At 45.3% G+C, this 12,744-nt stretch carries 8 protein-coding genes and 1 pseudogene; 5 read left to right on the top strand and 4 right to left on the bottom strand.

From position 1 onward, the window contains the following. Positions 1-109: 109 nt before the first annotated feature. The 3 genes from IEW26_RS21985 to IEW26_RS21975 all read right to left on the bottom strand — a co-directional run bounded on the left by IEW26_RS21985 (position 110) and on the right by IEW26_RS21975 (position 2,647). On the bottom strand, positions 110-634 hold the full coding sequence (locus tag IEW26_RS21985; RefSeq protein ID WP_188593908.1) for a hypothetical protein: 525 nt from the start codon (positions 632-634) through the stop codon (positions 110-112). A 110-nt stretch (positions 635-744) separates the two neighbouring features. Next, positions 745-1,530, bottom strand: coding sequence for an isocitrate lyase/PEP mutase family protein (locus IEW26_RS21980; RefSeq protein ID WP_188593907.1), 786 nt, complete (start codon positions 1,528-1,530; stop codon positions 745-747). Positions 1,531-1,576: 46 nt separating this feature from the next. Further along, positions 1,577-2,647 (bottom strand): bifunctional transcriptional activator/DNA repair enzyme AdaA, encoded by a 1,071-nt coding sequence (locus IEW26_RS21975; protein ID WP_188594037.1) that lies wholly within the window; start codon positions 2,645-2,647, stop codon positions 1,577-1,579. Positions 2,648-2,959: 312 nt separating this feature from the next. Here IEW26_RS21975 and IEW26_RS21970 point away from each other — a divergent pair, with 312 nt between their 5' ends. From IEW26_RS21970 to IEW26_RS21960, 3 genes are all read left to right on the top strand, one after another. Beyond that, the gene (locus IEW26_RS21970; RefSeq protein ID WP_110897041.1) at positions 2,960-3,334 is read left to right on the top strand and encodes a LysM peptidoglycan-binding domain-containing protein; all 375 of its coding nucleotides are present in this window, start codon (positions 2,960-2,962) and stop codon (positions 3,332-3,334) included. 212 nt (positions 3,335-3,546) lie between these two features. After that, positions 3,547-4,122, top strand: a complete 576-nt coding sequence (locus IEW26_RS21965) for a hypothetical protein (RefSeq protein WP_188593906.1) — start codon at positions 3,547-3,549, stop codon at positions 4,120-4,122. 276 nt (positions 4,123-4,398) lie between these two features. Then, positions 4,399-7,977 carry a DUF4073 domain-containing protein gene (locus tag IEW26_RS21960; RefSeq protein ID WP_188593905.1) on the top strand — a complete coding sequence of 1,193 codons (3,579 nt, stop codon included), beginning with the start codon at positions 4,399-4,401 and terminating at the stop codon, positions 7,975-7,977. Between the two features lie 113 nt (positions 7,978-8,090). Here IEW26_RS21960 and IEW26_RS21955 read toward each other — a convergent pair whose 3' ends face one another. Next, positions 8,091-9,008, bottom strand: a complete 918-nt coding sequence (locus IEW26_RS21955) for a phosphatidate cytidylyltransferase (protein ID WP_188593904.1) — start codon at positions 9,006-9,008, stop codon at positions 8,091-8,093. Between the two features lie 97 nt (positions 9,009-9,105). On the opposite strand from IEW26_RS21955, the gene IEW26_RS21950 reads away from it, so the two are divergent. Then, on the top strand, positions 9,106-9,654 hold the full coding sequence (locus tag IEW26_RS21950; protein WP_188593903.1) for a hypothetical protein: 549 nt from the start codon (positions 9,106-9,108) through the stop codon (positions 9,652-9,654). Between the two features lie 202 nt (positions 9,655-9,856). After that, a pseudogene (locus IEW26_RS21945) lies at positions 9,857-12,744 on the top strand (hypothetical protein); the annotation flags it as partial.

The raw sequence follows: 12,744 nt of genomic DNA, 5'->3' as shown, positions 1-12,744 counted from the left end.
TGAAATATGCCAAATATGAACACACGTCATCAGTGTATCCATAACTGGGCGCATATAAGTAAAAAAACACGAGGGAGCCTCTGCTCACCTCGTGTTTGCTTTATTTTCGTTAAGCCTGCGCCTGTGGTTTGAAGCCTTCCTCCTGAAGATATTCGCCAGCTTCGCTGCGGGACTCGAAGGCCATCTCCAGATCGTGGCCGGCATACACACACCACATGTCGTTATCGTATTTCAGCGTAAGGGTGTTCCCGTGCTCATCGATCCAGATTCCGCCGCCGGTCGAGAGTTTGGGTGCTGCTGATCCCTGCATGTCAGTTTTTTCTTTTGATGATTCTGCTGGGGCTGGTGCGTCCGGGTTGTAGGACATCGCCTTGAGAGTTGCATCCAGCAACGAACGCAGTTCCGCTTCGGAGTAATCACGAATATTAACGAAGCCTTTGGCATCGGTCTCGTATTCCGGCAGCAGCCCTGCATAAATATAACCATTACCGTTAGGATGAATATGGAGTGCTACAATCTTTTTCTCATACGCGCTGTCTTCGTAGTGGAAGTTCACACGTCCCAGGGAAACCTCTTTGCGCTGCAGCTGGGGATACGACTCTAGAATTTCGAGCTTTTGTTCAACGTTAAGCATAGTTGCCTCCTGTTAATGTTAGGTAGAGGGATTATACCACAGGTGGAGGCGGGAAACATCTTCTGCTCCTGGGCGGGGTGTGCGAGGTGAAGCTTTATGAGCTTATCCTGCTATAGAGCTGTTAAAATGCTGCGTCCAAGCACTCTCAGATGCTCCATCACTTGCAGATAAGGATAGGGTCCATAGCTTATCCGTGCTACGCCCAGTGCGGCGAGCTGCCCGGGAGAAGGCTCCTGGGCGGTTACCATCACGTTGACAGGAAGCGGCGAATGTTCGCACAGTTCTTGAATCAGACGTTGATCCTGGAGTCCTGGAACGAAGAGACCACTTGCGCCAGCTTCTCCATAAGCCTTGGATCTTGTGAGTGCTTCGTGAACCAACGCATCATTATGCTGTTCGGCAGCATGCTGTAGAAATAAATCGGTTCGAGCATTGATAAAAAGCGGAATGCCTGTCTGCTCTGCTGCTTCCCGGGCAGCCCCTAATCTCAGAACTTGCTCTTCTACACTGTACATCCCTTCATCAGCATTCAGTTGATCTTCAATATTGATGCCAACCGCTCCATGTTCAATAACGAGTATCACATTTTGCTTCACTTCTGACACAGACCTGCCATACCCTCCCTCTATATCGATCGTTACAGGCAGATCAATGCTGCTTGTGATACGTGCCAGGTTAGCCAGCACCAAAGGGAAAGGCAAAGCTTCTCCATCCTGCTCCCCGTGTGCAGCAGCAACGGACCAGCTGCCCGTAGCAATAGCCGCGGCCCCGGCAGATTGAATGGTCTGTGCACTTCCCGCATCCCATACATTAACCAGGATGAGAGGATTTCCTTTTACATGATATTGATGAAATTGTTCTGCCTTCTCTCGTAACGTGCTCTTTACAACGCTCATCTGTATTCACTTCCTTTTCATTCTCAACGTTTCGCGATGCTATGGACTATTCCGTAATGGATGATGAACTATCTTTGTTTTGTTTCTCATGCTTGAGCAGCCAGTCCTTGCGTGTCAGCCCTCCACCGTATCCGCCCAGCTCTCCGCTTGAATTAATGACACGATGGCACGGAATTACAATGGCCAGCTGATTGGCTCCATTCGCCTGTGCTACCGCCCGGTATGCCCCCGGCTTCCCGACGGCATTAGCAATCTCCTGGTATGACCTTGTTTCCCCGGCTGGAATCGCCAGTAACGCATCCCATACCCGCTTCTGAAATAGTGTTCCTAAACAGAACAACGCTGTGTCGAACGTTGTCCTTTGGCCGTCGAAATACTCCGTTAATTCCCGTTCAATGGATTGAATGGGCGCTGTTGTGCCAGGCACGATAGCAGAGCGGGTCCGTTTGCGCAAACGTTCCACCTCACGTTCCAGTCCTCTGCGGTCAACGAATTCAAGCAGATACAGCGCATGTTCGTCAGCGACAGCCATCATTGGGCCAAGTCTTGTATCAATCCAGGCCGCCTTCAGTACCCGCTCTTCATCGATCTGGGTCGGGGCAGCGCCCATGATTCGTGAGAAGGCGTCTCGGAATCCGCTGCTGGATTCATATCCGGTGGAGAGCTGACTATCAATGACTGTGCGTCCCGAGCGAATATGCTTGAGAGCCAGTCCCATTCGCCTCGCACGTGCATATGCAACAAAGGTCATGCCGAATCTTTTTTTGAACTGTCGGCGGGCTGTTGATTCATCAATAGACAATGCTCTGAAATCCTGTGCCTTCCAGCGCTTCTCAGGCTCCTTCTCTACAGCCTCTACCAGCATGCGTACTACATCCGACACGTGGTTGGGATGAGACAAGGGGCGGCAGCGTTGACATGGACGGAAGGATGCAAGCAAGGCCTGCTCCGCAGTTTCGTAAAATTCACAGTTCTCAAACTTCGGTTTCCGGGCTGGACAGGTAGGACGACAGAATACCCCTGTTGTTTTGACTCCGACATAAAACAAACCTTCATATTCTGAATCTTTGGCGACCAGCGCCGTATAGTATTGTTTCTTCAGCTCCGCAGAGATCATCAACTGCACGTCCTTACTTCATTAGAATCACAATCTTTCCCTTATTATAGGTCAGGTTAACCGATACCATCGCCGAAAATCAGGCATTAATTCTGCTGTACACTGCGGTTTATTTCAAAATAAAGAGATTGTTCAGAATTTGTTTAGAATCAAGTGATAATATAGACCTATAAAAATAATTAAAAGATAGTATTAATTGCCTAGTTCATGTAGAAATAGAGAAAAAATTCGCGCTGTTAAACGAAATGGATATAGGTAATCAAGCTTGGGATTAGCGAATCAAGGAAGATGAAGATCGGGGGTCGATGAAAGATGAGATATTCCACGTACAAAAGCATTCACGAACACGGGCAGTCCTTACCTGCCAAATCAAGTATTTCTTATGTGAAGTCCCATTCTTTGCACCAGATGACGCATGGAGCCTTAATCAAGATGCTGATTACCATTAGTGTGTTTATCGCGGGTTGCGGTGTTGTGTTTACTGTGTCGGCTGGGGATGAGCCCGTTCTGCTGAATCAGAAGGTTGTCGTAACTTCAGGGGATACGTTATGGAGCATTGCGGTTGAACACAAACCGGAACAGATGGATACGCGGATATATGTCGAAGCACTGAAAGCCACCAATCGGTTACAGCAGGGAACCATTCAAAGTGGACAAGTGCTGGTTTTGCCACAATTTCAACGATAACTATAAGCAGTGGCTTTAGTGAGTCTCTTCTTCTTTTTACGCATACTTATTTATACATGATCTTCACATGAACCGTATCATCCTGATTTTTTGATCTCATTTACATAATATGGAGCTTCATGAGGAACGATATGGTGTAGTGATGAATAGGGTTCATATTCGAAGTCATGTATGTTCAGGCATGCGTAGGAACGAAGGGAGAAGAGTGGAGTATGAATCAAATGCTTAACAGAATGGTGTTATACACAGCCGTATTGTGTGTAGTCCTTGTCGTTAGTGCATGTGGTGCTAAAAATAATAAAGAGTCTGTTCAAGAGCATGCCTACCCGCAGTCCAAACAACCGATTGAGGAAGCGGGACAGACGGCTGTACCGAATGCAGAGGCCAAGAACAAAACAAACGAGAACAGTGCCGAAGGTCAAGAAGGCAAGATCAGGACACAGTCTGAAGCCGAGGCATCCTCGGATGAAATCCGGATTGTCATTGACCAGTCTAATAAGCCGATGAAGGGCAACAGCTTTGATTTTGCAATCAAGCAGGTACCGAAGGGTTACTCCTTAACGGAGATGCGCTGGACCTCCAACACGGTCACGATTGTAAACTCTCTGGAGGAAGCCATTGAGCATGGCAAGAACGGGGAGGACGGTTTTTATTTAAGTGGTGACGGGCAGTATTCCGGTTTTATCTATTCAGACGAGATGAAGGGTGAACGCGGAAAGGCCATATTTGTATTTACCAATGAAAAGGGCAACATACTGATGTCCGAGAAGGAAATTCATTTGAAGTAGTGTCATGAGCACTCCAACTTTTGACACTGTGGCTCATAAAATAAGCGCAAAGATAGTTCAATTATAAGTTAGGTGAAGATCGACATAAGGCCAGCCTTGCTGAACCTGCTGTCGATCTTTTTTTGTATTTTACAAGGCTTCAAGAAAATAAAAGCTCAAGAAGAGTGAATCCACTTTTACTGCTCGCTCCAATGTTCAGTGTTTGTTAAGACCCAAGTAATAGAATGATGATATCAAATAGGATTGATAGGTTTTTAATATTCTGAGGGGGTAGTTATGAGTAAACAGGTTCGCAAGTCGATTAGTATGTTACTTGTGTTTGTTTTGGTAATGCAGGTTTTTGCGGTAACTTCAGTACATGCAGCATCAACAGGGCTGAATGTAGGAGATGGTAAAATCACTGTACAAGCCGAAGCGAATAAAATTAAGTTAAGTTGGACGGAAGCTCTCATCGGGTCCAATGTTAACCCTTATGGCAATGATATTAGTTATAGTATTTACGTATCCGATCAACCCAATATTGATACGTTATCAAACATTAGAAAAAACGGAAGATTCGTTTATAACACCGAGGGTTCTTCTTATGTCGTCACCAATTTAACACCAGATACCAAATATTATTTTAACATCGTTGTGGGGTATGAAATTTCTTCTAATGATGACGATGATGCTGCTTATTCAATGAAGGAAGTAAGCACTCTCTCAGCCCCGGCCCCAGCCCCAGCGCCATCAGTGACGGCAGATGATGAAGCGAATGTCATAAAGGGTGCGGATGCCACCATGGAATATAGTGAAAACGAAGGTGCTAACTGGCTGGATTACGATACCACAGAGCCACCAAGCTTCAATGGCGATGTATCGGTATGGGTACGGGTGAAGGCAACTAACAGTGAACCCGCCAGTCAGCACACGGTATTAACTTTTACAGAGAATAAGGAAACAAGCCCGCTTGATGCATTGAACCTGGCTAAAAGTAAGGGAGATATTTCAGGCGTGTTGGCTGTGCTCCAGAACCCCAACTTGGGAATCTTGCTTCCTCAAGGTTTTAATCTCTGGAGTGACGATGAAAAGCAATCTGTGGCCGAATTTGTTACTCTGATAAACGGTTCGACAGGTTATGTGAGCAAAAGTCAGATTCAATATGCACTGGATATAGCTATAGAGCCAAGAAGCCTTTTTGATTCAAACGATTTATTGACTGTTGAGCAAAACATCACGGCCTATTTCGAGAATTTAGCTTATTTACCTCAGGTATTCGGTGCAAATACGGACGAAAGTATCCAGGCTTTATATGAGCTGGGAGAAAAGTATATAAATCTGTCATCAGTGGAAAAACAAATTTTCGCTTATCGTATCATGTTTTATGCGAAGCGCGACGGCCTCCCCTCTCATAAAATTCGAGAGCAACTGGATGCCATTTTGTCCACATATTCCTCTATTAACCGTGTAATTGATTCAGGAGATATGCATAACGTACTGATAGATCTTCGATTAATCCAGAAGGAGTCAACGGATTACAACAATGATCCTGATACAATAGAGAAGATGACCACATTTTCGCTCGATTTGGATAAGATGGACCCCATTGAATATGAAACTGAACAAGAACTTGCTCAATGGATGATAGACCACCGTCCAGAAACGGGTTATGCAGACTACCAAGCGATACAAGAAACATTTGATGCCTTTTTTAATCCGGTAAAAGATCCACTCAAAGAACTAAACACAGCCAAGAGTGAACAGAATCTGAAGACAGTTCTTCGATTAATCAAGCAGTCCGAATGGCTAGACCTTCCGGAGGGGTTCGAAAGCCTTCAGTCGGAAGAACAGGAAATTGTTGCCCAGATTGTCATGACATTTATACCTTCGGACTATGATTATCAATCCAAGGCAGAAGTGCAATATGCGCTGAAAATGGGTTTCGAAGGGGTTATGGCGGCGTTGCAAACAGACCCGCTATTATTTCAACAGCATTTGATCAGCTTCTATAGTCTTGTTAGTCAAGCTAATCAGTACATCTCATATCCAGATACTGGCGGCGTACAAATCGTGAGCCAGAAGTATGCCAAGCTTTCCAGCGTGGACAAGCAATTAATCTCGTATATTGCACAGCGTTTCTCTCAAGACGATGATTTTGCAATGAAGGATGCTTATGTCGGTTATCTCATGTTGCTTTTACAGTATCCGCCTATTAATGAGCCTGCTACCCCCGAGGAAATGCTGGGGGCACTGCAAATGATCTACGGATATCAGAATTCGTCAGAGGAATTAAAACCTTACGAAAAGTTCCCTCTCGATTTTAGCAAGCTGGATACGATTACAGAAAATGAAACCAAGCGAGAGCAGCTTGCGAAATGGATGATAGCCAAGAAACCAGTCGGCGGGTATACAAGCTATGAAGAAATTCAGAAGGCATTTAACGCTTTCTTCGCTCCACCGAGTGACCCGACTACCCCTGGTTCTTCTACAGGAAGTGTTAGTGGTGGGGGCGGGTCATCCACCCCTGTGGCAACAACCAAGCAAGAGCAGATTGTCGTGGATGTGAACGGGGTGAACGGTACAAACCTGACCAAAACACCGATCACACGTACAACCGAAGCCAATGGTGTCGTTAAAGATTTGGTGAAAATGACAGATATGATTGCCAAGCAATCGGTTGAAAAAGCAAAACAGCTGGGCACCGATACGGCACGCATCGTCATTCCAGATACGAAGGATGCTGTGTCCGAGACGCGGGTTGAAGTTCCGAAAACAGCCGTCAAAGAGCTGAGCGACGGCTCGCTCAAGCTGGAGATTTCAACAGCGAATGCAGTTATTTCTGTACCTGCGAAGTCCATTGCCGGATTCGATCAGGAATTGTACTTCCGCATCGTTCCGCTGAAAAAGGAATCCGAGCGTAAGGAAATAGAGGACCGTGCGAAGAAAGAACAGATCATTCAGCAAGCGGCACCGAACGCAAACGTACGGGTGCTGGCCCGCCCAGTAGAGATCGAAACGAATATGCAGGGTCGTGAAGTCACACTCACGTTGCCGCTGGGGAACAGCTTGCCAACAGAGACTGCTGCTCGTCAGCAAGCTTTGAGTAACCTGGCTGTGTACATTGAACACAGCGATGGTACGAAGGAACTGGTGCGAGGAAAACTGGTGAAGCTGACAGATAGCAGTGAGGCTATTGAGTTTACGGTAACGAAGTTCAGTACATTTACACTGGTATCTGTAGACGGGCTGAACGCTGCTCAAACAGCAAACCATCCGTACATTCAAGGTTTCGGAGCAGACTTCCGTCCAGATGCATTCGTAACACGTGCTCAGATGGCAGCGATGCTTGCTCGTAATCTATCGGGTGAGGCAGCAACGGCGTCTTCAACAGCGGCAAGCTTTGCGGATGTAGCCGCAACACACTGGGCAGCGAAAGAAATTGAAGAAGCGCAGGCTGCAGGTATCATGAATGGCTTGAGCAGCTCCGTGTTTGGGCCAGAAGGTTCAATCACACGTGCGCAGATGGCAACGATCGCCTATCGCTGGTTGCAAAAGCAAGAGGCGAATGCAGGAGCGACGGAAACGGCATCAGCAACACCTGCAACTAGCACTGCTGCATCAGCAGCCTTTACCGACGTACCTGCTGATCTGTGGGCAGCCGACGCAATTGCATATGTGCAGTCTGCGGGGCTCATGGCAGGTTACCAGGATGGTACGTTCAAGCCGGAAGGCAAGCTGACTCGTGCCGAAGCGGTTAAAGTGCTGAACGTATTGTTCAAGCGCACACCGCTGACCGGGGAAGCTGAACCATCCTTTAATGATGTGCCTGCCACACATTGGGCCTATGCCGATATTGAAGCGGCAGCGCAGAAGTAACGTCATGGCAGCAAGTAAAGAGCAAATACGCACTGCTGAATTAAAAAAGCAAAAGGGAAAAAGGCCGGGGATATGATTCCTGGCCTTTTTCCAACCTTGTGAGCCTGCTGTTTCTACATAAAATCAAAGAAATATCGAACGACATGGAACATCACCGGGGAGGTGTAGGTGAGACTATCCACCCGGCTGAGATAGCTTTTTTTGAGCGCATCGAACTTGGTGTCGTCTCCGATCAGCAGATCACGCTTCAGTACCGATACCGTCAGACTGCCGAAGAAGCCTGCGAGGCTTATTAGTGCCGCAATGAACAGCGAGAATTCCCAATTAAAAGGTGTCAGGTACGGATGAATGAAATAGGAAGTAGCTGTTGTCACTACAAATGCACACACGAACCCTTCCCAAGTAATAAATGGATTGGCGGTGGGCACTACTTTTCGTTTGCCAAGATACAGAGATACCAGATAATGCACCACATCATTCAGCTGTGTTAATACAACGAGGAAAAGCACAAGCTTCGATCCATATTCCGGTGTAGCAAACGGAAAATAAGCCAGATGGCTTAATCCGAATACCATCAGCATCAGTCCCCACTGCGTGGAGCTGACACTGCGAAGGAAGCCGACAGTGCCTTTGTTAATCAAACGCGGCAGCGGCAGGACAAGAAACACATAGAGCGGAATGAATATGATAAACATGCCATACCATCCGATGTAAATCCAGTAAAACTGAACCGGAATCGCGAGATATGCCCATAGAAACAGGCGGCGGTCCGCTTTGCGTGTGTTGCGAATCATGGAGAAATATTCTTTAAGGGAAAAGAACGTAAGCACCATAAGGGAGATCAGGGAAACGATCGGGTTAAATAAAGTGGCCAGGCAGAAAATTACAAGCATGCCCCACCAGGTTTTGATCTTGTAGCCAATGCCCGAATAATCCTTGTCCGGCTGAAGCCTGGCAATGATTTTGTATACGATATGAATAACAAGTAAGGCAGCAAAGATCAGGGTTAGTGTAAATAGGGAGCTGTTCATGTCGAAGGATCACCTGCTTGGTTGAAGTAAGATTCCATTATAGGGTACCTATGTTATTATGAAGGAACAGTGCCAAAATGATAAGGGGAAATATGGAATGACGGATGAACGTTCAATATATATTTTGCTGACCAACACGGGGACGTTGTTTACAAGAGTAATTCAGAGCTATACCCGAGCACCGTATAATCATGCATCAATCTCATTCGACCGGGAATTAACGGAGCTGTACAGCTTTGGCCGCAAGCATCCGAGCAATCCGCTGAACGGCGGGTTTGTGAAGGAGGATATCCAGACAGGTACATATAGCAAATATCCGAACACGACATGTGTGATATATGAGCTTCAGGTATCAGAGCGTGAAGTGGAAAAAATGAAGCGTGTGCTGCATATTTTCATTCGCAGCCGTCAGAAATATATGTACAATCTGCTAGGTGTCATTGGCATTACCCTCAAGGAACCGGTGGAATTCAGCAACTCTTATTTTTGTTCCCAGTTTGTCGCCGAAATTTTGCAGCGCTCCGGCATCAAGCTGTGGAACAAGCTGCCCGCGCTTGTGACCCCGGATGATTTTCGCCAATGCGAGCGGCTGAAGCTGGTGTATGAGGGGAGACTAAGGGAGTATCAGGCAAGGACGGACCATTAACAAGGAATTCACTTGAAAATTTTTTTGAAATGATGAATTTTGACGAAAAATATGAAGAAATCCACTCTGTTTTCAACTATGGAGTGGATTTTTTTCCTTTTATTATCATTTCCTGTTTAGATTCTGTTTATTGTTGTGTTCTAAACTAGGTCCAAAGATATAGGCACAAGAATCAAACATGAAATGAGAGGAGAGCGAAGCCTTGTTCAGAAAGATAGTAAGTTTTTTGTTGGTGGCGGTGATGTTGCTTCAGATTGTAAGTCCTGGAGGTGTGGTGAGCGCCCGATCTTACCCATTCGAACTTATAAACATGGAGAGACAAGGATATGATGATTCCAACCCGGGCGAAAAAATAGCTAATGTTCGTAATGTGCTCGAAGAAGGAGAACTGTTAGAACTGCCTGAAGGTTACGCAGCATTAAGCGAAGATCAAAAGAATGAGATTGCCAGAGATATGATTATGCTGATTCCATCAGATGTGCAATATGAGAGTGATAATCACGCTGTATATGCATTTAAACTGATTTATAATCTCAGTGTAATACCCGGACAATTTGAGATTGATGCATTAGGCGAAAAAATGGATCAGGTATACAGTTCGCTAGGGAAGTGGAATTCCTACTTCTCAGGTGTCGACAAAACGGAATGGACACAAGATGCATCTCGTTACATGCAGCTGACAGGTGCGGATCGGACAATGTTTCTTGATAATATACTGCTATACAATATTGTTTTCAAGAATAGTGGCGCTACGATCTACCATAATAGTCAGCTCAAAATGATGCATGAAAAACTTGATGAGTATATAGAGATAAATAAAGCAACTGACCTCGACAGTATGAATGGGGCGATCGACTCGCTTTATGGAATATATATGATGTTCCTTCTACAAGTGGGGCAGACCGAAGGTGTCCGACCATTTGTATTTAATATGGACAAGATGTCTACGCTTCAGAATGAAGAAGCTAGAAATGAACTCGCTCAATGGATGCTTGATCACAAGGATGATGGTTATGAAACGGTATCCGACGTTCAAAAAGCATTTGATGCCTTTTTTGAACCAGGGCTCACCAAGTATAACCAATTGAAGAAGGCAGCGGATCAAGGCAACGCGGAAGACTTCATCGAGGAAGCAATCGAATTGCTGAGCGATAAAAATTTCATAACTACGCCTGATTTTGAACAGCTTTCAACAGAGGATCAGAAGGCAATCGTCATATATATGCTTAATTTAGATCCGCCGACAAGTGATGGATATGCAAATAAGGGACAAGTTCAGTTTTTAGTTCAGTCAGCACAAAAAGCATTGGAGTTTATTCGTGCATACGGTGGGCAAAATGCTATATCCTCATTGGATGCGCTGTATTTGAATCAGTTTGACCGTAAGCTTTATTTTGATTACCCTGCTGCTGAAAGCATGTTTTATAAAAATATTGAGACATACCTTCAATTTTCAAACATTGAAAAAGAAATGACAGCAGATATCTTGGGCCTGAGATCAAAAAGAAATAATGCTGTGAAGGGAGTACTGTCTTATATCGATAGCGCGGTACAGGATACTCCTTCAATTAACAGTACAGGACAGTCGACCGATGAAATGATGTTCGTGCTGGAAAAGCTACAGGACCTTCAGGAGAAGGTAGAAGAACATAATGCAAATTCATCACAAGAACCAATTAACAACTTTCCTCTTGATGTGAGTAAGATAAACGAATTAGAGACAAATGAAGATTGGCAGAAACTTGCCAATCATATGATAGCGGAACGTCCATCTGGAGGATACGCAACATTTGTTCAAATCCAGGCTGCTTTTGACAAATTCTTCACAGATGATAACGGTACAGATGCTTTGTCTGTCTTGAATGCTGCGAAGAAAAGTGGAAGTACAGCAGCTATGCGTACAGCGATGGAAGACCCTGATCTGGGCATTACTTTCCCTGAAGGGTATGGTGCGGTGTCCTTGGAGGTTAGAAAATTCATTGCAGACTTCCTGATCAAGAACGTGAAGAATGATTTTGATAACAAAGGTCAGGTTCAATATATGATTGAACTCGGGTACTTGGCCCAGTCCGTATGGGAGCAAAATCAACTAAGTACACTGAAAACCAAGCTTGATCTGCTGGCTCAACAGTTGGTAAATGGTACTCTTCATTTTAATGATCAACAGACATATGGACTCCGCAGCATTGGTCAAAAGTATCTGGAGCGCAGTAAAGTAGATAAAGGTGTTTTTTCATACAACTACCTGCATGCAATTGCCTTTGAAAGACTGGAAGGGGAATTTGCAGGAGATATCGTAAATCCGGATATTGTGCTTAGCCTTTTCTCGATGCCTTATACTTCCTTTGGAGAATCTAACTCTACGCCTCTAATGAATCAATGGCTGGATAAAGCGATGAACGATCAGCTTGAGGGTGAAGCCTTCTTTAACAAATATAAATTTGATCGTACAGGTGCCCTCGATCTATCCAAAAGAGTAGAGCTCAGCCCTGAAGTACGAATGGAATTAGCTGAGTGGGTACTTAATGAACAAGACAGCTATGAGGATATTGGAAATCTTCAGTATGTAATCAATCGATTCTTTACCGCTCCCAAGATTCAAGGGGATGACATTAACAACAAAATTACGGGTTTGAACGACACGATGGAAATTTCCTTCGATGGCAAATTAAGCTGGATTGATCTTGCGTCCATTCAGAAATTGGATTTGAGTGGAGACAAGACCGTATGGGTGCGATATAAAGCGATCAGTGATCAGTTGCCAGGGCGTGCCGTGAAAATTGTCTTTACAGCTAATGGTGACAGCAGCAATGGCGGCTCCACACCTAACCCGGGCAACAACACTGGGGGTGGATCATCCACTTCTACACCAGTAACGTCAACCCCTGCACCAACAACCAAGCAAGAGCAGATTGTCGTGGATGTGAATGGTGTTGACGGCACAAATCTGACCAAAACACCGATCACACGTACAACCGAAACCAACGGAACCGTTAAAGATTTGGTGAAAATGACAGAAGCGATTGCCAAGCAATCGGTTGAAAAAGCGAAACAGCTGGGCACCGATACCGCACGTATCGTCATTCCAGA

The organism is Paenibacillus silvae, from assembly GCF_014639235.1.
GTDB lineage: Bacteria > Bacillota > Bacilli > Paenibacillales > Paenibacillaceae > Paenibacillus > Paenibacillus silvae.
This window is presented reverse-complemented; position numbering and strand designations above follow the sequence as displayed.